General features: G+C 63.2%; 24 protein-coding genes. 13 read left to right on the forward strand and 11 right to left on the reverse strand.

Annotated elements, in window-relative coordinates; all coding sequences use genetic code 11:
• Positions 1-38: 38 nt before the first annotated feature.
• Complete coding sequence (locus G5S35_RS29275) at positions 39-1,448, forward strand: efflux transporter outer membrane subunit (RefSeq protein WP_231957812.1); 1,410 nt, start codon at positions 39-41, stop codon at positions 1,446-1,448.
• A 24-nt stretch (positions 1,449-1,472) separates the two neighbouring features.
• On the opposite strand, the gene G5S35_RS29280 is transcribed toward G5S35_RS29275, so the two are convergent.
• Entirely contained in the window at positions 1,473-1,856 is a 384-nt protein-coding gene (locus G5S35_RS29280; RefSeq protein ID WP_183039636.1) for a cupin domain-containing protein, read from the reverse strand.
• Positions 1,857-1,858: 2 nt separating this feature from the next.
• Positions 1,859-2,449 carry a LysE family translocator gene (locus tag G5S35_RS29285; protein WP_065065843.1) on the reverse strand — a complete coding sequence of 197 codons (591 nt, stop codon included), beginning with the start codon at positions 2,447-2,449 and terminating at the stop codon, positions 1,859-1,861.
• Positions 2,450-2,550: 101 nt separating this feature from the next.
• Here G5S35_RS29285 and G5S35_RS29290 point away from each other — a divergent pair, with 101 nt between their 5' ends.
• Positions 2,551-3,441: a LysR substrate-binding domain-containing protein gene (locus G5S35_RS29290; protein ID WP_183039637.1), complete on the forward strand. Its 891-nt coding sequence runs from the start codon at positions 2,551-2,553 to the stop codon at positions 3,439-3,441.
• A gap of 179 nt (positions 3,442-3,620) precedes the next feature.
• On the opposite strand, the gene G5S35_RS29295 is transcribed toward G5S35_RS29290, so the two are convergent.
• Positions 3,621-3,935, reverse strand: a complete 315-nt coding sequence (locus G5S35_RS29295) for a hypothetical protein (protein ID WP_074987609.1) — start codon at positions 3,933-3,935, stop codon at positions 3,621-3,623.
• Positions 3,936-4,292: 357 nt separating this feature from the next.
• On the opposite strand from G5S35_RS29295, the gene G5S35_RS29300 reads away from it, so the two are divergent.
• Complete coding sequence (locus G5S35_RS29300; RefSeq protein ID WP_183039638.1) at positions 4,293-5,222, forward strand: class I SAM-dependent methyltransferase; 930 nt, start codon at positions 4,293-4,295, stop codon at positions 5,220-5,222.
• Positions 5,223-5,359: 137 nt separating this feature from the next.
• Positions 5,360-6,004 (forward strand): glutathione S-transferase family protein, encoded by a 645-nt coding sequence (locus G5S35_RS29305; protein ID WP_183039639.1) that lies wholly within the window; start codon positions 5,360-5,362, stop codon positions 6,002-6,004.
• A 12-nt stretch (positions 6,005-6,016) separates the two neighbouring features.
• Here G5S35_RS29305 and G5S35_RS29310 read toward each other — a convergent pair whose 3' ends face one another.
• The 4 genes from G5S35_RS29310 to G5S35_RS29325 all read right to left on the reverse strand — a co-directional run bounded on the left by G5S35_RS29310 (position 6,017) and on the right by G5S35_RS29325 (position 10,110).
• The gene (locus G5S35_RS29310) at positions 6,017-6,937 is read right to left on the reverse strand and encodes an ADP-ribosylglycohydrolase family protein (protein WP_183039640.1); all 921 of its coding nucleotides are present in this window, start codon (positions 6,935-6,937) and stop codon (positions 6,017-6,019) included.
• Positions 6,938-7,089: 152 nt separating this feature from the next.
• The gene (locus tag G5S35_RS29315) at positions 7,090-8,538 is read right to left on the reverse strand and encodes a hybrid sensor histidine kinase/response regulator (RefSeq protein ID WP_183039641.1); all 1,449 of its coding nucleotides are present in this window, start codon (positions 8,536-8,538) and stop codon (positions 7,090-7,092) included.
• A 403-nt stretch (positions 8,539-8,941) separates the two neighbouring features.
• Positions 8,942-9,169 carry a hypothetical protein gene (locus G5S35_RS29320; RefSeq protein WP_065065850.1) on the reverse strand — a complete coding sequence of 76 codons (228 nt, stop codon included), beginning with the start codon at positions 9,167-9,169 and terminating at the stop codon, positions 8,942-8,944.
• 176 nt (positions 9,170-9,345) lie between these two features.
• Positions 9,346-10,110, reverse strand: coding sequence for an SDR family NAD(P)-dependent oxidoreductase (locus G5S35_RS29325; RefSeq protein ID WP_183039642.1), 765 nt, complete (start codon positions 10,108-10,110; stop codon positions 9,346-9,348).
• Positions 10,111-10,252: 142 nt separating this feature from the next.
• On the opposite strand from G5S35_RS29325, the gene G5S35_RS29330 reads away from it, so the two are divergent.
• The 6 genes from G5S35_RS29330 to G5S35_RS29355 all read left to right on the forward strand — a co-directional run bounded on the left by G5S35_RS29330 (position 10,253) and on the right by G5S35_RS29355 (position 16,114).
• Entirely contained in the window at positions 10,253-11,173 is a 921-nt protein-coding gene (locus G5S35_RS29330; protein ID WP_183039643.1) for a LysR family transcriptional regulator, read from the forward strand.
• A gap of 143 nt (positions 11,174-11,316) precedes the next feature.
• A complete protein-coding gene (locus G5S35_RS29335; protein WP_156773819.1) occupies positions 11,317-12,291 on the forward strand; it encodes an alpha/beta hydrolase in 975 nt (324 codons plus the stop codon).
• A gap of 35 nt (positions 12,292-12,326) precedes the next feature.
• Positions 12,327-12,731, forward strand: coding sequence for a nuclear transport factor 2 family protein (locus G5S35_RS29340; RefSeq protein WP_074983411.1), 405 nt, complete (start codon positions 12,327-12,329; stop codon positions 12,729-12,731).
• A gap of 159 nt (positions 12,732-12,890) precedes the next feature.
• The gene (locus G5S35_RS29345; protein WP_183039644.1) at positions 12,891-13,625 is read left to right on the forward strand and encodes an ABC transporter substrate-binding protein; all 735 of its coding nucleotides are present in this window, start codon (positions 12,891-12,893) and stop codon (positions 13,623-13,625) included.
• Between the two features lie 234 nt (positions 13,626-13,859).
• Complete coding sequence (locus G5S35_RS29350) at positions 13,860-14,747, forward strand: amidohydrolase family protein (RefSeq protein WP_183039645.1); 888 nt, start codon at positions 13,860-13,862, stop codon at positions 14,745-14,747.
• A gap of 80 nt (positions 14,748-14,827) precedes the next feature.
• Complete coding sequence (locus G5S35_RS29355) at positions 14,828-16,114, forward strand: MFS transporter (RefSeq protein WP_183040041.1); 1,287 nt, start codon at positions 14,828-14,830, stop codon at positions 16,112-16,114.
• 96 nt (positions 16,115-16,210) lie between these two features.
• On the opposite strand, the gene G5S35_RS29360 is transcribed toward G5S35_RS29355, so the two are convergent.
• Positions 16,211-17,104 (reverse strand): LysR family transcriptional regulator, encoded by an 894-nt coding sequence (locus G5S35_RS29360; RefSeq protein WP_183039646.1) that lies wholly within the window; start codon positions 17,102-17,104, stop codon positions 16,211-16,213.
• Between the two features lie 90 nt (positions 17,105-17,194).
• Between G5S35_RS29360 and G5S35_RS29365 the strand changes: the two genes are divergently transcribed.
• Both G5S35_RS29365 and G5S35_RS29370 read left to right on the forward strand, forming a co-directional pair.
• Positions 17,195-17,845, forward strand: a complete 651-nt coding sequence (locus G5S35_RS29365) for a 4-carboxy-4-hydroxy-2-oxoadipate aldolase/oxaloacetate decarboxylase (RefSeq protein ID WP_065061600.1) — start codon at positions 17,195-17,197, stop codon at positions 17,843-17,845.
• A gap of 77 nt (positions 17,846-17,922) precedes the next feature.
• Positions 17,923-19,293, forward strand: coding sequence for an MFS transporter (locus G5S35_RS29370; protein ID WP_183039647.1), 1,371 nt, complete (start codon positions 17,923-17,925; stop codon positions 19,291-19,293).
• A 436-nt stretch (positions 19,294-19,729) separates the two neighbouring features.
• Here the strand turns inward: G5S35_RS29370 and G5S35_RS29375 are convergent, their stop codons facing one another.
• A complete protein-coding gene (locus tag G5S35_RS29375) occupies positions 19,730-19,948 on the reverse strand; it encodes a hypervirulence associated TUDOR domain-containing protein (protein WP_065061598.1) in 219 nt (72 codons plus the stop codon).
• Between the two features lie 96 nt (positions 19,949-20,044).
• Positions 20,045-20,593, reverse strand: coding sequence for a GNAT family N-acetyltransferase (locus tag G5S35_RS29380; RefSeq protein ID WP_161495570.1), 549 nt, complete (start codon positions 20,591-20,593; stop codon positions 20,045-20,047).
• Positions 20,594-20,840: 247 nt separating this feature from the next.
• Here G5S35_RS29380 and G5S35_RS29385 point away from each other — a divergent pair, with 247 nt between their 5' ends.
• Positions 20,841-21,272: a hypothetical protein gene (locus G5S35_RS29385; protein WP_065061596.1), complete on the forward strand. Its 432-nt coding sequence runs from the start codon at positions 20,841-20,843 to the stop codon at positions 21,270-21,272.
• Between the two features lie 136 nt (positions 21,273-21,408).
• Here G5S35_RS29385 and G5S35_RS29390 read toward each other — a convergent pair whose 3' ends face one another.
• Positions 21,409-22,446 carry an AraC family transcriptional regulator gene (locus G5S35_RS29390; RefSeq protein WP_065061595.1) on the reverse strand — a complete coding sequence of 346 codons (1,038 nt, stop codon included), beginning with the start codon at positions 22,444-22,446 and terminating at the stop codon, positions 21,409-21,411.
• Positions 22,447-22,522: the final 76 nt, after the last annotated feature.

Genomic DNA, 22,522 nt, shown 5'->3' on the forward strand with positions numbered 1-22,522 from the left:
TCACGATCGTGTCCGCGCTTTGCGCATGCAATGGACCGTTGAAGCTCGATCACCCGCCCGCGATGCCCGCCGGTTTCGAGCAGCAACAGAACGCGGCGGAAGCGAACGCGCAGCAATCGATCGACGAAACCAGACTCGTGAACTGGTGGACCCAGTTCGATGACCCGGCGCTCAATGCGCTGATCGAACGAGCGCTGAAAAACAATTACGATCTCCGGCTCGCCGCCGCCCGCGTCGACGATGCGCGCTCCAATATTCTGGCCGCGCGCTCGGCGTTGCTGCCGAGCGTGGGCGTCGGGGTCGAGGCGGCGAAATATCACGGTGGCGAAACCCAGCTCGAATTCGCGCAGTTTCTGGGTGTCAACGATCTCGACGCGCAATTCTGGCGTGTTGGTTTGCAGACGCAATGGGAGATCGACGTATTCGGGCGTGGCCGCGCGAGATTGGCCGCCGCGCGTGCAATGACGTTGGCGGCGGCAGGCGACGCACAGGCCGCGCGGCTAGCGGTCGTCGCGACGGTGGCCGACGCGTATATGACTTACCGCGGCCTGATCGTGCAGCGTCGGCTGATCGAGCAGAGCCGCGCAATTGCGGAAGACTTCGTCGTGATCGCGCAGCACAGTTTCGTCGCGGGCGTCGTGCTGAGTACGGATATCGATGCCGCGCGCGCCGCCCTGGCGCAAATTCAGGCGCGCGAACAGGAAGTCGATCGTGCGCTCGTGAGCGCGCGTCTGTCGATCGAGCAGATCTGCGCGGCGCAGCCCGGTGAACTCGCGAGTGTGCTCGACGAAACCACTGAGCTGCCGCAAGCGTTGCCGGCTATCGCGCCGGGACAGCCGGTCGATCTGCTGGAGCGGCGTCCGGATCTGATTGCGGCACGCGATCGTCTGTTTGCCGCCGTGCGTCAGTCGGATGTCGCGCGCCTGAATTACTGGCCGACGTTTTCATTGAGCGCCGTGCTCGCGCGCAACGGATGGGAAATCGCGGGACAGTCGCTCGGGCCGAGCACACTCTGGTTGTTCGGCGCGGCCGCCATGATGCCGCTGATCGATTTCGGCGCGCGCGAGTCGCGCGTTCAGGCCACCGATGCGCAGGCGCGCGCGGCGGAACTGGCCTACGAAAAAGCGGCGCAGGGCGCGCTTTTCGACGTTGAGCAGGCGCTCGCGCGGCTCTCGCGGCAAGCGCAGTTGCGCGACGTGCGCACCAACGAAGTCGCGCAACGCCGCACGATTCTGCGCAAGACGCAAACGCAGTTGCGCGTGGGCGAAGTGGGGCGCATGGATCTCGATCGCGCGCAACTCGCGCTCGTGGACAGCGAAGCCGCGCTCGTGCGTGAGCAGGTGGGCGAGTTGAGCGCGCAAATCGCGCTCTTCAGGGCGATGGGCGGAGGCTGGGAACGCACGGGCACACCGTTGGCGCTTTCGCCTTCCGCAGGCGCGATCTGGTAACGCTGGACGCGATGTGCGATGCGGTCAACGCAATTGCGCGTCGATGGTCTTCGTCAGCGGTGAATTCACGTCGCCGGTGTGTTTGGTCTGCACGGGTTCGATCAGCACGATCCAGCATTCCTCGTCGGCGACGGGATTGTGCAAGGTGCCGCGCGGCACGACATGCATCGAACCGGCGGGCAGATCCACTACGCGCCCGCCTTCATATTCGATCTTCAGATGCCCGCGTAAGACGTAAAACAGTTCGTCTTCGTGAGTGTGGTCGTGCCACACGAGTTGACCGCGTACCTTGGCGACTTTCACGTATTGATCGTTGACCTGGGCGACGACTTTCGGCGACCAGTATTCGGATACGCCGGCGAACACGTGTTCGAGATCGAACGATTCGGCGAAGGGAAGGGAAGTCATCGTTATCTCCATGCGGGAATGATGGATGCGGCCAGCAACGCGCCCATCGCAAGATTCAGAATGCGCCAATGACGCGGCGTGCGAAAGAGCCGCGCGAGCAGCACGCCGAGCGCGCACCACAGCGCGAGCGACAGACAGGCGGCGGTGCCGAACGACGCGCCAAGCAGCATCGCAAGCCGGTTCGGATTGCTGGCGAGCAGCGCGAAAGACGCCGCCGCGCTCACCGTCATCGCCCAGCTTTTCGGGTTCAGAAGCAGCAGGACGAAGCCGCCTGCGAGCGTGATCGGGCGCGCGGGACCGGCGCCGCCGACCGGCGGAGCGCTGCGCGCGATGCGCCACGCGAGCCATAGCAAATACGCGGAGCCGATTGCCTTCACCGCCGCCTGCAGCGAGGGCAGCGCGATCAGCAGGCCGCCCAGCCCGAGTCCGGCGACGGCGGCCAATAACGCGAGGCTCATCGCGATGCCGAATATCAGCGGAATCGAGCGCACGAAGCCGAAGCGCGCGCCCGATGCGGTGGCGAGCGTGGTGGCGCCGCCGGGCGTCACGGTCGCGACGGCGACAAACAGGAGAAGCGGCAGGATCGAGGTCATCGGCGCAGGTTCACGTGGTAAAGACCTGCACTGTACGGACCGCCGACACATCAGAAAAGGCAATAATTCTGATGTGATCCATTACGCGGCATAATGCGTGAATGAGCCGAAATCTCGACATCGATTTGATCCGCACCTTTGTGACCGTCGCCGACAGCGGCAGCATGACGGTCGCCGCGAATCTGCTGCATATGACGCAAGGCGCCGTGAGCCAGCAGGTGAAGCGTCTTGAAGACCTGCTCGATTGTCTGCTGTTCGTGCGCAAGGCGCGCAAGCTGGAACTGTCGCGCCATGGCGAGCAGTTTCTGGTGAAGGCGCGTCAGTTGCTCAGGCTGAACGACGAAATCTGGGCGGGCATGACCGGCCGTTCGCTCGCCGGAAGCCTGCGTGTGGGCGTACCTTACGATCTCGTCACGCCGCTCGCGCCCGCGATGAAGGCGTTCGCCGAGGCCTATCCGCAAGTGGAGATTTCGCTGGTGTGCGCGGCGTCGCCGGAGTTGAGCGAGGCGGTGAAGAACGGGCGCGTGGACGTGTCGCTGGTCGAATACGTGGCGAGCGAAGCCGAGGGCGAAGTGGTGCGGATCGAGCCGCTGGTGTGGGTCGCGGGTCAGCGCAGCGACGCCTGGCAGAAGCGTCCGCTGCCGCTCTCGATGGTGGACGAGCGTTGCGCGTTTCGTCCTGTGGTGCTCGGCGCGCTTGCGGATCAAGGCATTGCGTGGCGCACCGTGTTCGAGAGCGGCAACATCGAGGCGACGGCCGCCACGGTGCGCGCGGGACTCGCCATCACGGCGTGGCTCGTCTCCACCGTGCCCGCTGATCTGGAGACGCTTGCGCCTCACGCGGCGGGTTTGCCCGCGCTGCCGCCATTCGCGATCTGCCTGCAATTACCCGCGACGGTGAAGCCAACGGCGCAGGAATTCGCGCGCTATGTGCGCGAATCGATGTCGACGGATGCAGTCGGCACACACGGACGTCTGGCGAAAATCGCGTGAAGGGGCGCGTTTGTGCGATCAATATGGCGTGACTCGTCGACGCGTGGTTGAGTGTCGATTGATTCATTGAGCTATTGAATCCACGATCCGTTCGCGACACTTGATCGAATCGACCGAGCGTCGCTTTCTCGCCTGAGTGCAGGCCGCCGCGCGTCATTGATTGATGACGCGCTTCGACGTTAATCCACCTTGTTGGCCTGCTCCTTTGCAAGCAGACGTTGCGCCTGCCTGTCGCCCCGGTTGGCTTCCTGCGCGGTTTGCACCGATGTTTCCGTGGCCTCGGCAAATGCGGCGCGCGCGAGGCTGCTGATATTCACCGTGTAGGAAGCCGATGGCGTCGAACTTTGCGTCGACGTGCCGGACTGCGTTTGCGATTGCGCCTGTGTCGTGGCAGTCGTTTGCGAGGCGCTTGCCGCTTGCTTCTGCGTTCCGGCACTCGTGGTTGCCGCTGCGCTTACGCTTGCGGGTTGGCTGGAAACGGCGGGGATGGTCATAGAAGAATCTCCAGAAAGAAAAGAAAACCGCGTACTGCGCCCGGTTTATCGGAAGATCTTTCAAACTCTTAAGAAGTATTTATTTTCCGGTAATGAGTTTCCTTAAGGCTTGCATAAGCTGCGGTTTGATTCGCGCGGCGCCGAATCAAAATGGCACCATGTCAGCCAGCCCATCGAAATCGTCGATGGAATGCCTGGAATGACAATGCCTTTTATTCAGTCTGAAAGCGGACGGATTGCGTTCTTTTGAAAATGACGCGCCAGATTGGAGATTGCTTTCGAATTGCATTCGAATTGCAATCGTTAAGGTGCTCATCAGAATAGAAAGCTAGCATTGCGCCGCTCGCTCGAATTCCTGTGGAAATCACCTTGTCACTGCACACGAACACTGCCACTCACGATAACTGGTCCACATGGATTCTCCGGCAGCGTCATGGCGATGACCGCGCGCATGAGCGCAACGTCCGTGTCGAAACTACGAAATACGCTGACCGTGTGCTCGATTCCGTTCGACTGCGCCCAGGCATGACATTGGCCGACATCGGCACGGGAGACGGTCTCGTTGGGTTCCGGGCGATCGAGCGCGCCGGTGCGTCGCTCAACGTGGTGATGACGGATATTTCGCGGCCTTTGCTGCAACATGCCGAAGCGACCGCGCGCAGTCTCGGTGTCAGCGGGCAGTGCGCTTTCGTTCACGGCTCTGCCGAGCGGCTTGAGGATATCGCCGATGCTTCCGTCGACGCCGCCACGATGCGCGCCGTTCTGGCGTATGTGGAAGACAAGCCTGCCGCGATGCGCGAGTTGTTCCGCATACTCAAACCGGGCGGCCGTTTCGCAATCGCAGAGCCGATTCTGCGCGACGAAGCGCTCGAGGTTTGCATGCTCAAGCGCCTCGTCGATGAAGGCACTTTCCACGCCGACGATCCGTTCTTTCCGCTCTTGCTTCGATGCCGCGCCGCGCAGTTTCCCGATACCGAGGAGAAGTTGCGGTCGATGCCCATTACGAACTATGGCGAGCGCGATCTCGTGCGGTATGCGATGGACGCGGGATTCACGGACATTCATCTGGAATTGCATATCGACGTACGCACCGAGGACTGTCTGCCTTGGGAGATGTTTATTCGCACTTCGCCGCATCCGTTGGCGCCGCCTTTGGACGAGATTCTCGATACGGCGTTTACACGCGACGAGCGCGCGTATCTCGAAGTGCGCATGCGCGCGATTTTTGAAAGCGGAAAGCAGCTTGGCGCCGAGCGGATTGCGTATTTGACGGCGAAGCGGGCGTAACACTCATGCCTTCATGCCGCAGACGCATCGAACGCACTCGTCGTCTGGCTGGCGGTGCGCCGTGCAAATCTTCGGCGGGCGCGATGTAACATGGTGGGCATATTGCTGGCAGCGCAACCTGAACAAGGAATCCGCCTATGTCCTACGTTTTGTTTTACAGCCCCGGCGCGGCGAGTATGGCCGTGCACTGGATGTTGCTGGAGCTGGGCGTGCCGTTCGAAACGCGACTCGTCGATATCGACACGGGTGCACAGCGTTCGCCGGAGTATCTGCGCCTGAATCCCACGGGCCGTGTGCCGACGCTGCTTGTCGACGGCGCACCGCGCGGCGAGTCGACCGCCTTGTTGATGCTGCTTGCGGAACGGCATCCCGAGTCCGGGCTTGCGCCGTTGCCGGGCGAACCCGAACGCGCCGAGTGGCTCGAGATGATGATTTATCTCGCGAATGCCGTGTTGCCGGCCATGCGAGGCTGGTTCTACGCAGACACCGACGGCGAGCCGGAAGGTGCGGCCGCAGTCAGAGCGTTCGAGCGTCGGCAGATCGAAACATCCATGGACAATCTCGATCGTCTGCTGGGCGACGGACGCCATTATCTGGTCGGCAATCGGCTGAGTACGGCCGATTTCCTCGCGATCACGCTGATGCGCTGGACGCGCAACATGCCGCGTCCGGCAACGACGTGGCCCCATCTCGCGCGCTACATCGAGCGCTTGCGTGCGAGGCCGGCATTCCTGGACCTCAATGCACGCGAGAAGTTGACGGAGTGGCAGAACGCGCTGTGATGCCGGCGGTCGCTAGATTCTAGCGAGCATGACGTCGACGAGGGCCTTGTGCTGCAGCGCGGCCATCCAGCGCCCGGGTATGGCGTCTTCGCCGTACACGATCCCCGCGAGGCCGCCTGCGATGGCGGCGGTCGTGTCCGTGTCGTTGCCAAGCGAGATCGCGCGCTTGACGCAGTCTTCGTAGCAACGCGTCGACAAGACACAGTGGATGGCGGACCAGAAACTGTCGACGACATAGCCGGACCCTTGAGGCGCGTCGAAGCGTCCGTCCAGCACGATCTTCAGTTCGGCTTCATCGGGTGAATCGGCGTAGCGCTGCAGCAGTTCGTCTTCGGCGGCGCGCACGGCATCTGCGGCAGACAGGCCTTCGACAATGCCGAGCGCCGTCACGCAATAGAGCGCACACGTCAATTGCGCGCGCGCGTGTCCGTGTGTGACCCGACTCTGCTTGCGCGCCAGATGAATGGCTTCGTCGCGCGAGGTCGTCACCAGGACGACGGGCAGACATCGCATGAGCGAGCCGTTGCCGTTATCGCGTTCGTCGTCGGGGCCCGCGTTCGCTGCGGGAACGCCCGACCGAAGCTGCTCGAATGCACGCTGCGTCTGCAATCCCACGTCGAAGACCCGACCGTCCGGCGTGAACGCGCCGCGCTGAACCCAGTCGAGCAGATTGTCGGCAAACGTATCGAGGTCGAGTTCGCGGTTGTGCAGGAGCGCGTCGAGCAGCGCGAGCGCTTGCGCGCCGTCGTCGCTCCAGGTGCCGGGCGGGACGCCTGCGTGCGCGCGCTCGAAGTGCGCCGGCGGCGTCATCTCAATCGCGCTCGATTCGGGTATCGATGCGGCGCTGTGGAATTCGTAGGGAACGCCCAGGGCGTCGCCGATCAACAGGCCGAACAGGCCGCCGCGCAGGCGGGAGGGCTGGGACAGATTCATCGTCGGTAGTGCGGTCGGTAGTGCCGTTTGTCATGCGGAGTCGATGGCTTCGGACCATTGTCGGCGATTGGCGCGTGCTTGTCGAAGGACGGCGGTCTGCACACACCCATCATCACGATGGCGAGCGAGCGCGCTAACGCAGGCTTCGCGGTTCACGCGCCCCCACTGCGCTCCGATCTCGCCCGCCCACTCAAACTACGCTGTAGCGCCTTATGGTCGATCGGTTTGATCAGATGCTCGTCGAAGCCGGCCTCGCGCGTGTGCTGATCATCCTCGGGCTGACCATAGCCCGTGATCGCCACGAGGCGAATGCCCGCGAGTTGCGGCATCGCGCGCAACCGCCGCGCCAGTTCGTAGCCGCTCATGCCGGGCAGTCCGATGGCGAGCAACGCCACTTCGGGCAGGAACGTCTGCGCCCGCGCAATCGCTTCGTCGCCGCGATACGCGACCACCGGCGTGTGTCCCTGTAGCGCGAGCAGCATCGCGAGCGAATCCGCCGCGTCGCGGTTATCGTCCACGACCAGCACGCGGCGCGGGCTGATCTTCGCGACGTCGGTTTCGACCGCGCTTTCGCTCGGCCACGCGATGCGCGGCAGCAGGATTTCGAAGGTCGCGCCGTGACCGACGCCCTCGCTATGAACCGCGATCTCGCCCTGATGCATGTGGACGAGCCGCTTGACGACGGCCAGCCCGATGCCGAGTCCCCCCTGGGCGCGATCGAGCGTGCGCGTGCTCTGCACGAACAGATCGAAGACGTGGGGCAGCAACTCGGCGGAGATGCCGGAGCCGTTGTCCGAAATGCCGATGACGGCGTGCGCGCCGCGCGGGCGCGTCCAGACGCGAATCACGCCGCCTGGGTCCGTGTACTTCACGGCGTTCGTGAGGATGTTGCCCACGCACTGGACGAGCCGCGCCATGTCGCCTTCGACGAACAGCGGTTCGTCGCTCGTCGTCGTTTCGACCGTCAGCGTATGACGTTTTTCGCGCAGCCGCGGCTCGACGGTTCCGATGCCCTGCGTCACCACGCCCGCGAGATCGACCGGGCCGCGCTGCAGCGTAATGCGCCCCTGCGTGATGCGCGAGATATCGAGCAGTTCGTCGACGAGACGGGTCAACTGCGCGGCTTGACGCTTGATCATGTCGAGGGCCGCCTGTGCGCCCGGATGGCCGGTGAGCACGCGCGTCAGCAGTTCGCCCGCGTTGGCGATCGGCGCAAGCGGATCGCGCAGTTCGTGCGCGAGCATCGCGAGAAACTCGTCCTTCTGGCGGTCGCCGCGGCGCAGCGCCTCGACGCCGTGCGCGCGTTCGTCGGCTTCCTGCTGGCGCGAAATGATGATGGCCGCCGACTGCGCGAAGCGCATCGCCAGTTCGCGGTCGCGCGCCGTCGGCTCGCCCACCTCCTCGCGATAGAGCGTGAACGTGCCGACGACCTTGCCGCTCGTCGCCTCGACCGGAAACGACCAGCAGGCGCGATAGCGATACGCCTGCGCGAGCCACGCCCAGTCCTTCCAGCGCGGGTCGGTCCGCACGTCGGGCGTGATCACGGCTTCGCGCTTGTAGGCCGCGAGTCCGCAGGCCAGCGAATTGGCGTCGATGGGCACGACGCCCACGCTCGCGGCGTAGTTTCGCCGGGTCCCATCAGGCAGCGGGCGTCGGTAGCGGACTGGGCTTCGGGTGCAGCTTCGGGCTCGCGAGGGAGCGGAATCGGTTCGGCGGTCCGGTCTTGCGTGGTGGACATGGTCCCATTGCCCTGTACCGTCTTCTGGATGCGCGAACTGGACGCGGTCGAAGCCGTTGCGGCTTGCGCCGGCTTTGCAACCTGGCTTTGCAACTGCGCACGAGCATTCAACCGATTATGCGGACGGATTGACGCGATAACGTTGCGACTTTACCGCCATTCGGCGACGAGCGGCGCAGTGCGCGGTCCGTTTCGCTCTTCGTTGCGCGGCTATCAAGCGGCTATCAAGCGGCGATTAAGCGATGATTACACGCCGATTGCGCGATTTACATCGCGCTCACGCAATGCTCCTCGACCCAGAGCATCGCGCGCTCGCGGGCAAACGTGAGCGCTTCGTGCTCGTCGATGAAATTCTCGTCGAGACACAGATCGTGGACGTCGTCGTCGAATGAACCGTCCGAAGCCGGGCTGAAGATTCTCGCGTTCGCCACGATTCTTCCGTCATCGATGCTCGCGCAAGTGCTGATCAGGCACGATTGAAATACGAATTGCATGGCCGGCTCCGTGGTGGGTGGATCGACGGGATAGTCGACACGCCTTCCATGAGCAATTGCTGTGCCGCGCAAGAAATATGCGGCACTGCCGCGAATGATCAGGCCGATGTTCGCTTCGAACGCGACGGGCAGGGCGCGCTCGATTCCCGCGCGCCCCGAATGCGCCCGCATCACACTCAGATCTGCTGCTGGCCGCCATCGACGAACAGTTCGACGCCGTTCACGAAGCTCGCGTCGTCCGAGGCGAGGAACAGCGCGGCGCTGGCGATTTCGTTCGGCTCGCCCAGACGGCCCATCGGGATCTGCGCGGCCAGATAGTCGGCCAGACCCTGGCGCTGGGCGGCGTCGTCGCCGGCCAGGTCGAGCAGGCCGGGCGTGCGGGTCGCGCCGGGGCTGATCGTATTCACGCGGATCTGGCGGTCCTTGAGATCGAGAATCCAGTTGCGGGCGAACGAACGCACCGCCGCCTTCGACGCCGCATACACGCTGAACGCCGCCGTGCCCGCGCTGCCCGCCGTCGAGCCCGTGAGAATCACCGCTGCGCCCTTCGTCAGCAGCGGCAGCGCCTTTTGCACCGTGAACAGCACACCTTTCACGTTGCGATCGAAGGTGTCGTCGAAATGTTCTTCGGTGATGTTGCCGAAGGGCAGCATCGAGCCGCCGCCTGCGTTCGCGAACAGCACGTCCAGATGGCCGTGCTCCTCCTTGATCTGGGCGTAGAGCGCGTCGAGTTCGTTCAGCTTCGTCGAATCGACGCGTACGCCGGTCGCCTGGCCGCCCGCTTCGCGGATGCTCTTGACGGCGGCATCGAGTTCGGCCTGACGACGGCCCGTGAGGTAGACGTGCGCGCCTTCGGCGGCGAAGCGCTGGGCGGTGGCGAGGCCGATGCCGCTGGTTGCGCCGGTGACGAGGGCGATCTTGTTGTCGAGTTTGCGTGCCATGGTGAAGCTCCTTGTGTTTCGTTCAGTGGATGTTTGGGTTGGGTGTTGCGTGCTGCGATGTGAGAAGAATATCGACGGGCCGGTCTTTTCGAAATAGAATTGATTGCAATCCAACGTTGCAGAAATGAAAAGATGAGGGGAAATGGCGAAGCTGCCTGATTTCGAAGGACTGGCGATGTTCGCGAAGGTCGCCGAGGAGGGCTCGTTCGCGGCGGCGGCGCGCGCGATGGGCGTGTCGGTGGCGACGGTCTCGCGCGGCGTGGCGCGTCTGGAGGACCGGCTGGGCGCGCGGCTCTTTAACCGCACGTCGCGCCAGCTGGCGCTGACCGAGTTCGGCCGCACGATCTGCGAGAAGGCGGGCGAGATTTACCGCCAGGCCGAGGAGGCGGAAAGCGCCGCGCGCGAAATGTCGGTGCAACCGCGCGGGCTGGTGCGGCTTGCCGTGCCGATGTCGTTCGGCTTGCGCTGGGTCGCGCCGCTGCTGCCGGGTTTCTTCCGCGCGTATCCGGCAGTGTCGATCGACCTGCATCTCTCGGATGCGTCGGTCGATCTGGTTGCCGATGGCTTCGACGCCGCGCTGCGGATCGCCGCGTTGCCCGATTCGTCGCTGGTGGCGCGGCGGCTGTGCGCGGTCACGCAGTTCGTGGTGGCGTCGCCCGAGTATCTGAAGCGCGAAGGGCGGCCCACGCATCCGCGCGAGCTGGCGGATCGGCCGTGTCTCTCGTACGCGTATCGCGCGCGTAGTGATGTCTGGCGCTTCACGAACGACGCGGGCGAGGAAGAGCCGGTCATGCCGACCGGCCCGCTGCGCGTGACGAACTCCGATGCGCTGCTGCCTACGCTTCTGGATGGGCTGGCGATTGCCGAGTTGCCGGAATTCATCGCGGGCGAATATCTGGCCGATGGCCGCCTCGAGGCGATTCTCACCGACTGGTCGCTGACCAGGGGCGGCCTGTACTTCGTCACGCCGTCGGCACGCGCGCGGCCCGCGAAGGTGGCGGCGCTGTCCGATTACTTCGCCGAGCATCTTTCCGATCCGACGTGGCGATGGCCCAAGCCATAAGGGGACGCCCCATCATTGCATTTATGCAATGATGGGTTTCAAACACTTCTATTTCGCAAATATCTCCGGATCCGTATTCTCCTTTCCATCGGCTGCACGACATGAAGTCGCCGGCCACTCAACCACACGAAAGGAGAATCACGATGACCACGCAAGCCACCCCGAACACGCCCGACACCGCCACGGTCGCCTTCCTCGCGGCACTCAACAGCGGCACCGGTCCGGCCATCGAAACGCTCACGCCCGCCGAAGCGCGCGAAGTCCTGGCCGGCGCCCAGCGCAGTGTGGAAGTGGACGTCTCGGGCATCGAGGTCACGCGCCGCACGATCGAGCAGGATGGCCTGAGCGTGCCGCTCGTCGTGGTCAAGCCGCAGAATGCGCAAGGCGTGCTGCCCGTGTTCATGTTCTTCCACGGCGGCGGCTGGATTCTCGGCGATTACCCGACGCATGAGCGTCTCGTGCGCGACCTCGTGGTGCAGTCGGGCGCGGCGGCCGTGTTCGTCGACTACACGCCGTCGCCCGAAGCGCGCTATCCGGTCGCGATCAATCAGGCTTACGCCGCGACGAAATGGGTGGCCGCGCATGGCGAGGAACTCGGCGTCGATGGCGCACGGCTGGCGGTCGTCGGCAACAGCGTGGGCGGCAACATGGCCGCCGTCGTGAGTCAGATGGCGAAGGACCGCAACGGCCCGGCCATCCGCTTCCAGGGCCTCATGTGGCCGGTGACGGACCACGCATTCGACAACGCCTCTTACGAGGCTTTCGAGAACGGCTATTTCCTGAGCCGCGACATGATGAAGTGGTTCTGGAACGCCTATATCACCGACGCGACCGACGCAGGCGAGCGCAAGCAGCGCTATGCCTCGCCGCTGCGCGCCACGCTCGACGAGTTGAAGGGCTTGCCGCCCGCGCTGATCCAGACCGCGCAGTTCGACGTGTTGCGCGACGAAGGCGAAGCCTATGGATATCGGCTCGACCAGGCGGGCAACGACGTCACGACCACACAGTACAAAGGCACGATTCACGATTTCGGCCTGCTCAACGTACTCGCCGCCGACGCCCCGACGCGCGCCGCCATGCAGCAGATGGCGACGGCATTGAAAACGCGTCTGCAATAACACGCCCCCACCAACACGAATATCGAGAGTCCATCATGAACAACGCTAAACAACTGCTTGCCGCTTACCTCGCATCGATTCGCGACCCGCATGCGGCCGCCGCATTATTCGCCGACGATGGCGTGCTGGAACTGCCGTATCTGAAATCGCTCGGCATCGACGGACGCGCGCAGGGACCGAAAGCGATCGAAGGTTTTATTGCTTCGCTGATTGCGAAAGTGCCGGATTTCCAGTTCAAGAACGTGCGCTATCTGATTGAAACGCCGGAGCAGGTTTTCGCCGAATATGAAGTGGAAGCGCTCGTGCCGTCGACGGGGAAAATCTATCGGCAGATGTACGCGGGGCGGCTCGTTGCGCGCGACGGCAAGATCGCGCTGCTGCGTGAAGCGCTCGATACGGTGGCGGCCGCCGATGCATTCTCGCCGACGCGCGCCGATTGATATACGCGCGGGAGTCAGGCCGAGGGTTTGTGAGCCACGTGCGCCGTTTGTTTTAATATCGGTCGACACAGCCTTTGCGCATGCGCGAATGCATGCGTGAATTCACGAACCTCGAACGCCGCTGACCGTGCGACGCGCGCATCACGCGGCCTGACCACCATGTCCATTCATCCCGATATCGTCAAAGCCTTTGCCCCCACCGGCACGCTGCGTGCCTCCATCAATCTCGGCAATCCGATTCTCGCCAATCGCGATCCGCAAACGGGCGAGCCGTTCGGCGTCTCCATCGATCTCGCCCGGGCGTTTGCGAAACGGCTGGGCACACCGCTCGAACTCGTGGTGTTCGATGCAGCCGGTAAATCGGTCGAAGCGGTCAGCGACGAGCGCGCCGATTTCGGCTTTTTCGCCGTCGATCCGAAACGCGGCGAAACGATCGCCTTTACCTCGCCATATGTGCTGATCGAAGGCTTTTATCTGGTGCGCGACGATTCGCCGATCCGCAGCAACGCGCAGGTGGACGACGCGCGCCATCGCATGGCCGTAGGCAAGGGCAGCGCCTACGATCTGTTTCTCACGCGCGAATTGAAGGCGGCTGAGATCGTGCGCGCGCCTACGTCGCCGACGGTCGTGCAGACGTTTATCGAGCAGCAGCTCGATGTGGCGGCAGGCGTGAAGCAGCAACTCGAAGCCGATGCCGCGAAGGTGGGCGGCTTGCGTCTGCTCGACGAGCGCTTCATGGTGATCCGCCAGGCGATGGGTGTGGCGAAGCATCGTGGCGAAGCGGCCGCGACGGAATTGCGCACGTTTGTCGAAGAGATGAAACGCTCGGGTTTCGTGGCCGATGCGCTCGCGCGTCACGGCATTCAGGGCGCTTCGGTCGCGCCGAACGAATAACGCGCGTTTAATGCGAAGCGGCGTTGCGCGTGCAAATACGCGGAAAAATATATAACTTATGGGAATGGTTTATTGAAAATTAAACAATAGACATTATGAATTCGTGGCGGAACAATGGCGGCAAATACACCACGGAGACAGCCATGATTGACCGGGTTCTTGCGACCGCTTCCGCGCCGTTGCGCACGCGGTGTACACCATTCCGCAAGACTCGTTGCCGCGCCTGAGCCTGCCATGAGCGAGCGAGACGCCATTCAGGCCGGCATCGTGCCGTTCTCCGCGGGAACGGACGCGCCGCATTTCAGAGCGCCGGATCTTGCGTGCGATTGCCACATGCATGTCTATTCGCCGCGCTTCGCCGTTGCCGCCGATGCGCATCTGAAGCCGCCCGCCGCATCCCTTTCTGACTACCGTTCGCTGCAGCGTCGGCTCGGCACCACGCGCAACGTTTTCGTGCAGCCTTCGACGTATGGATTCGACAATGCCTGCGTGCTGGACGCGATCGCAGATACCCGCGAAACCGCGCGCGGCATTGCCGTCGTGAGCAATACGGTGAGCAGCGCGGTAAGCAGCGCGGTGAGCGAACGCGACCTCGACGAACTGAGCGCAGGCGGCATCGTGGGCCTGCGTTTCAATCTGGTTCGCTCGGGCACGGATGCGCTGCGCGATGCCGTGTCGCTGGCGCCTGCGCTCGCGGAGCGCGGCTGGCATCTTGAGATCCACGTGAACGGCGCGCAATTGCCCGGGCTGGCGGCGACGCTCGCGCGTCTGCCGTGCGATGTCGTCATGGATCATTTCGGACGCGTGCGCTTTAACGAAGGCGTATCGCAACCGGCGTTCCGCACGCTGCTCGCGTTGCTCGACAACGGGCGGACGTGGGTGAAACTCAGCGGCGCCTATCTCGACGCGCAAGCGACGCGCGCCAGCATCGTTGAGATTGGCCGCGCGCTGGTCGAGCATCGCGCCGATCGCCTCGTCTGGGGAAGCGACTGGCCGCATCCCGCCGCCGCATCGTTACCGGACGACGCCGAGCAATTCGACTATTTGCGCGAATGGGCGCAAGACGAATCCACACGCGAACGGATTCTCGTTGATAACGCCGCTGCGCTTTATCGCTTTTAGTCGACGAAACACATTCATAAACAGGAGACCGGATGAAGTCCACTTCATCTTATGCGCTGCCCCACGCAGGGCGTGCCGATATGAGCGTCGCAGCGCCGGACGTGCAGGAACAGGCGCAATTGTGTGAGCGCGCCGTGCGAAAGGCGTCGATTCGCTTGCTGCCGGTTTTATTGCTCGGCTATATCTTCAGCTATCTCGACCGTATCAATGTGGGCTTCGCCGCATTGACGATGAATCACGATCTCGGGCTCACGTCGGCGCAATTCGGTTGGGGCGCGGGTCTTTTCTTTGTCAGCTACGCGTTGTGCGAAGTGCCGAGCAATCTGGCCTTGCATCGATTCGGCGCGCGTCTCTGGCTGTCGCGCATCATGGTGACGTGGGGCGTGCTCTCGGCCGCGATGGCGTTTGCCGTCGGTCCTCATTCGTTTTACGCGCTTCGTTTGATACTCGGCGTGGCCGAAGCGGGCTTCTTTCCCGGCGTTGCGTTCTATCTGACTTCGTGGTTTCCGCGTGCGTATCGCGTGCGCGTGCTTGCGTGGTTCACGCTAGGGATTCCGCTCGCGTCCGTCATCGGCGGCCCGCTTTCGGGTGCGCTGCTGAGCATTCACGCATTCATGGGGCTCTCGGGCTGGCAATGGCTGTTTATTGCGCAGGGTTTGCCGGCGACGGTGCTCGGCATCTGGGCGTGGGCCGTGCTGTCCAATTCGCCAAAGGACGCCACGTGGCTCAGTCACGAAGAGCGCGGCGCGCTGGTGAATCAACTGGAAAGCGAAGTGACGGCGAGCAGTACGCAAAGTTTTCGCAGCGCCGTCGCCGATCCGCGCGTGTTGCTGTTGACGCTCGCGCTGTTCACGCTCTCGACCGGCATCGCGGGGATCGGCATGTGGCTTCCGCAGATCATCAATCGTGAAGGGCTGGGTCTGTTCCGGACCGGCATGCTCTCGACGATTCCTTACGCGTGCGCCGGGCTGGCGATGGTCGTGGCCGCGCGATGGATGGACAAGGGCCGCGATTACGCCGCGAGCCTGACGATGAGTTCGGCGGTGGCGGCGTTGGGTTTCGTGGTGTCGGCCGTTTCGGATTCGGTCGGCGTCGCGCTCGTCGGCATCACGATTGCGATGATTGGCGTGAATATCGCACGCACGGCATTGTGGGCGATTCCGCCGACTTTCCTCTCGGGCGCGGCGGCGGCGGGTTGCATCGCGGTCATCAACGCCGTGGCCAATTGCGCGGGTTTTGCGGGACCGGCGATGGTGGGTGTCGTCAAGGAAATGACGGGATCGTTTACGGCCGGGTTGATGACACTGGCTGTTGCGCTCGCCGTGACGGCGGGTCTCGCGATTGTGCTTGGCCGTATTCGACGATGACCGTTTGCCAGGCATCGCGCGCGAGTCAATCCGCGCTGCTTGCAACGAGGAATGATCCATCGACGTGCTGGCGGTTCGACTCGCGACGCTCGAATCCTAGCCCCTGCGTGTTGCCGACAGCGCTTCACGAAACGTCGCAATCAGCCGATTGTCGTCGCCCGCGCGCGTGATCATGACCAGCTTCGTGCGCAGATCGAGATCCTTGACCGGAATGAAGCGCACATCGCGTCGATTGTTTTTCGCCGTCGATCGCCCGACCAAAGTCGCGCCCAAACCCGCACCGACGAGCGCGAGCGCCGTATGAATTTCGATCGCTTCGTGCGCGACGCGCGGATCGCCGCCGGCCGCCTTCAACGCGGCCAGCAGTTGCTGACCGAACGGGCTTCGCGAGTCTTTCGGGTAGTGAATGAACGGCAGACGCGAGAGTTCGGCCGCCGTGACCGAACGCTGCTTCGCCAGTGGATCGCCTACCGGCACGACGGCGACGAACGGCTCGTTGAGCATGACGGTGTAGTCGAGATCCGGATTGGGATCGAGCGGGCCGATAAAACGCGCAATGCCGAGATCGATCCGGCCTTGCCGCAAGCGCTCGGGTTGATATTCGGAGAGCGCTTCGACGAGATCGAGATGCACATCGGGACAGCTTTCACGGAAACGCCGCACGGCCGCGGGCAGGATCGAATACGCGACCGAACGCACGAAGCCGATGCCGAGCCAGCCTCGCTGCCCCGATGCGATGCCTCGCGCCTCGTCGTCGAGCCGGCCGAAATGCGAGAGCAGTTCCTTGGCGCGCGGATAGAAATATTTGCCGAGCGACGTGAGTTCCATCGGCCGGCGCGAGCGATCTAACAGTTCGCCGCCCAGGTGCGCTTCGAGTTGGGACAACTGCATGCTGATGGCGGTCGGCGCGACGTACAGGGCGTCGGCGGCGCCCGACGCGCTGCCCGCCTCGACCACCGCACAGAAGTAGCGAACCTGGCGAAGATTCATTTTTATTGAACTAAGGCTCAGAAAACGATGTTTGATGTTGCTGAAACTTTATCTAAAACTAGCAGCACGATCAAATTCCAAAAATCGAACATGAGCAGTCACGAGACATCTACCGACCTGATCGCGGCGCTGCGCGCCCTTGGCAGCGCAACCGTCTACGAAGCCCAGGGCGCCTATGGCGCGCTCGACAGCGGCATCAAACCCATCCATCCCTCGATGTGCGTGGCAGGCCCGGCCGTCACCGTGGACACGCGTCCCGGCGATAACCTGATGCTGCATTACGCCATGCTGAAAGTGAAGCCGGGCGATGTGCTGGTCGTCGACGCGAAGGGCTTTCTCGAAGCCGGTCCCTGGGGCGACGTGTTCACCGAACTCGCGCTGCAGAAAGGGTTGGCGGGGCTCGTGATTCACGGCGCGGTGCGCGATGCGCGCACGATCATCGAGCAGGGTTTTCCTGTATTTGCGCGCGGGCTCTGCATCAAGGGCACGGGCAAGAATCAGCCGGGACGGCTGAACGTGCCGATCACGATTGGCGACGTGCAGATTCAACCGGGCGACATCGTCGTCGGCGATATCGACGGCGTGGTGGTCGTGCCGCAGCACGATGTCGCGCGCGTGGTCGAAGTGAGCCGGGCGCGCGAGGAAAAGGAGCTGGCGTTCCGGGCGAAGATTCGCGAGGGCGCGACGACGGTCGAACTGCTGGGGCTGGAATCAACCTTGCGCCGTTTCGATCTGACCTAGTTCGAGTTGCACTTCGTCGAGTCGACAAAGCGGACCCGGACGGGTCACGCCAGAATAGAAAAAATGGAGCGAGACACATGAGAAAAGACACGGCATTGCCCGCGTCGAATGCCCTGGCGGCTTCGGCGCGTCCCACGCGCTATCGTTGGGTGGTCGCGACCCTCTTTTTCCTGATCTATACGATTGCCGCCGCCGATCGCGCGAACCTCGGCATTGCGCTGCCGTTTCTGCGCAAGGAATTCTCGATGACCAACGCCGAGGCCGGCGCGCTCGTCAGCGTTTTCCTGATCGCGTATGCGTTGGCGCAATTGCCGTCGGCGCTGATCATTTCACGCTTCGGCGTGCGTCGCGCGCTGCCGATTTCGATGATCCTGACTTCGATCGCGACGGCGATGACGGGCGTCGTCGGCTCGCTCTTTTCGCTCAAGCTGTGCCGTCTCGCGCTCGGTTTCGCCGAAGGCCCGCTGCCACTCGGCATTGCGGCGACGATTAATAGCTGGTTTCCGGCGAAAGAGAAAGGCACCGCGTCGGGTTTGTTTCTGTCGTCCGTGAAATTCGGGCCGGTCATTACGCCCATTCTCGGCGTGGCGATTATTTCGGTGTGGGGCTGGCAAGCGATCTTCCTGGTGTTCGCGATGCCGGGCGTGCTGTTTTCGATCGTCTGGTATTTAATGGTCGCCGACAAACCGGCCGACAGCCGCGGCGTGAACGAAGCGGAGCGCGAACTGATCGACGCGGCAAGCCCGAAGGCGGGGACGGCCATGCGCATCGAGCGCACGAAAGCGATGCCCTGGCTCGACCGGATCACGCGCGTGCGCAGCGAGAAACCGCTCGAAACGACGCGTGCTGTGGTGACCTCGTGGAATATCTACGGCTGCGCGCTTGGCTATTGCTGCCAGCTCGGAATTTCGAGCGTGATGCTCGCGTGGATTCCGACTTATCTGCTCAACGTGAAGAAGTTCAGCGTGGCCGGTACGGGTTTCGTGGCGGCGGCGCCGTGGGTGGGCGCGGTGGTCGGTAACATTCTCGGTGGCTGGCTTTCGGATCGCGCGCTCGGCAAGCGGCGCAAGCCCGGCATGATGTTCTCCGCCGTGGCGACCGCGCTGATGATGATCGTCCTGATTCAATCGCCTGCTTCGCCGGTATTGTATGGATTCCTGATCTTTATGGCTGGTGTCGCGCTGAGTATTGGATTCTCCGCGTATATGGTCTATCCGACGTCGTTTGTCGCGAAAGAGAAGTTCCCGCTTGCGAATGCCATCGTCAATATGGGCGGCCAGCTTGGCGGTGCGGCCACGCCGTTTATCGCGGGTCTGCTGCTCGATCATTTAGGCTGGGACTACGTATTCGGCTTTATGTCGGTGATCTCGGCGTTCACTTTCGTGATTCTGCTGACGATCACGGAGCCGCTCGAAACGGTAGCGCGCGGCGCCGTGCAACGTAACTAGCGATCCGAATGTGAATCACTGATTCAGGTGCGTACGCGTCGAACGGAGCGGCGCGCAGCCGCATGACTACGACATCGACTATGAAAAGCGCGGGCGCGTTTCGCACCGGGACGTGCATGGTCGCGCGTGGATCGCCCGGCAGAAGGTGTATAGCCAGGCGCACAAACCCGTCGCACGACAGGACGTGGCCGTGGAGCACGCGGTGCGCATCTTGCGCGCGCGAGCGGCGGCGCCGCGAAACTGGAGGTGTACAAGACCATCGGGCGCAACATGGTGGCGCGGCAGATTGCGTCGCTCGGGGTGAATCGCGGCGAGGGCGAAATGCGCGTGTGGGCGAACGAGGATCGAGTCGTTGCGCGCGCAGCGAGCGCAAAGACGAAATTGGGCCTCGTACAGAGGCCCAATTCACGCGTTCGACAGCGTCATGCGGTGCAGGTCAGTGCTTGTGCACCTTTTCCAGCGCTTCGGGGCGATGGACCGCGTGCTCGCCGCTCTTTTCACTTTCGACCTCGTAACGCGGGTCTTCCTTCGACGCAGCGACGTTGTGTCCGTCAAGCTCCGTGTCGCGGATGATTCTGCGGACAACCGTGCCAGTCGTCATGCCTTGCGGGGTGTTCCACGTCACGCGATCGCCAGTCTTGAGTCGATGGGACATGATTTTGCGCTCCGGTAGTTGAAACCTCGTTATCGGCGCATTCTGCGTTCCCGAGGTTGCGCGGGCGGATTTCGCGGTCGTTGTCGCGCGGGGCGATCAGTCCCGATGCGCTGTGCTGGCGTAGACGTGGCAATCCCGCGCGATCTCGCCGAACGCCGGAAGCCGGAGCCATTTGCGCAACATCCCTTCGTGCTGGAATCCCAGTTTATCGAGCACGCGCTGCGAGCGCGTGTTTTCCACGTCGCATACGGTCCAGATTCTTTGCGTATGCGGCGCGCGCCACAGCGATGACAGCGCCGCCGCACCGGCTTCGGCGACGAATCCGCGGCCCCAGAAGCGCTTGCCGATGCCAAAGTGGATTTCGGTCTTGTGGCCCTCGGGAATCGCGAGAAAAATGCCGATTGCCTCGTCGTCCTCGCGTGTGCTGATGACCCACGAAAATGGCGTATCCGGCCGTTCCCAGTCTTGCTTGCACCAGTTGTCGATCATCGCCTCGGTGCGGGCCACGTCCGCGTGAGGCAGGCGCTGGAGAAAGCGCGAACAGTCCACGTTTCCCGTGTAGTTCTCGAATAGCGCGACGGCGTCATTGCGACGCGCCCGGCGCAGACGCAGACGCGCCGTGAGTATTTCAGTGCGATCCGCCACCAGCCGTTTCTCCTGTTTGTTTTTTCGTTGGTTGCCGCCAGAAGGTGACAGCGATGTGACCGGAACACCCTTCGATCAGCCTCATATTTTCATTGACCGCCACGATAGAAATATGCAGGTCGGCCAATTCTTACCATCGAAACACGGGGTAACGTTACGGGATTTTTCAGAATGCTGCCTGACATCGTGAAAGCCTTATTGTTCAAACGCTGACCGATTAGCTGTTTCGAACAAGAGGAAATCACACATGAAAAAAAACCTGTTTGCTGTCGCTTCGATCGCGATTGCGGCGGCCGTGTCGCTGCAAGCGCGCGCGGACGAACCGTTGCCGCCGCCGCCGCATGGCGGTCCGGCCTTCGCGGGTGAGCCGGGCATGCACCCGCCGTTCCCCGGTCCGGGCTTCGATGTCATCAACGATCTTGAGCAACTGCGCCGCCTTTACAGCCTCTCGGGCCACCCCGATGAGATCGTGCAGGTCTATCACGAAGTGCTGGACAAGTCGCATGATCCGGTCGTGCGTCGCTTTACGTACGATGCGCTCGCCCGCGAGCAGCTGAAGCCGGCCGATCCGGCCGCCGCTATCGCGACACTGCACGCGAGCCTCGAAGAAGACGTCGAGCGCGCTAATAAGCCGCCGCGCTTCGAAGGCGCCGACAAGAAGGGCGCGCCGCGTCCCTGAGCGTCACAGCGGCCGCGCACGTCGACAGACGCAAGCGGCCGCACGACCTGCAAGACCCCGCTGCGGACGCTTCCACCGCGACGCACGCCTTACCGTCCCTTATCGTTCCTTCCGGCGATCGTCGCCGTCACGCGCGTCACGCCTCGCCATTTCCCCGCAGTTCGCCGGGCCCTTTGCCTGTCCATCGCTTGAGCGCCCGCCGGAAGTTGGCCGTGTCGCTGAACCCCAGCAGCATCGCAATATCGTCCGTGCTCAGCGGCGTCGTCTTGAGATATTCGAGCGACAGCGAGCGGCGCACGTCGTCGAGAATCGCCAGAAATGAGGTCTCTTCCGCGAGCAGGCGACGACGCAGCGTGCGCGTCGTCAGATGCATCGCATTCGCGACTTCGTCCATGCCCGGAAACACGCCGGGCTTGCTCATCAGGATCTGATAGACCTCGCCGGCCACGCCCGAGGACGTCTTCGCCTGCCCGATCAGACGGTCGCAGGTTTCCTGCAGCAGCGTGGCCGTGAGTTTGTGCGCGAGCTGCGGCTTCTGATCGAGAATCGCGCTGTCGTAGACCAGTTCGCATTGCGGTTCGCCGAACAGGCACGGGCAGCCCAGATACTCGCGATAGAGATCGGCGTGCGGCGGCGCGGGATACGAAAAGCTCGCGCGCACGGGCGGGCAGTCGTGTCCGGCCACGTCCTGGAGATGCGTGACGTGCTGCATGTACTGCTGCTCGATGATGAACGCGCCCAGCTCGCGCGAGGGACTCGACACGAAGGCATCGGGGAAGGTCCAGACCATCCGGTCCGGGTATTCGGTCCAGTCGATCGTGACCGTGGGCGTGGCGAGGCGATGGTATTTCACGCCCAGCTTGAAGTAGTCGCGCAGCGAGAGGCACGACATCAGCGCATAGCCGTACATGCCGTAGGCGGACAGATGCAGCCGCCTGCCGACCTTGAACGGCGTAGCCGGGTCGCACGCGAGCGACACCGCATTCCGGCACACGGTCGCGTACTGGCCGATCGACGTCATGACCGACGCATCGTAGATTTCGCCGATCTCCACGCCCGTGCCCTTGAGGCTGTCGGCGGGCGCAATGCCCTGTTCCGAGAGCACTTCCACCAGCGCGGCGATTTTGTACGGCGCGTAGATGCGCTCGTTGAGCGGTGGCCGGGTCGATGCCATGTCCAATCCTCAGTGTGTCCAGTTTGTCCTCAAGGGACGGCGGGATGTCCGAAAATGACCTTATCGGCGCGATCCT

It is taken from the genome of Paraburkholderia tropica (assembly GCF_014171495.1).
Classification (GTDB): Bacteria; Pseudomonadota; Gammaproteobacteria; order Burkholderiales; family Burkholderiaceae; genus Paraburkholderia; species Paraburkholderia tropica.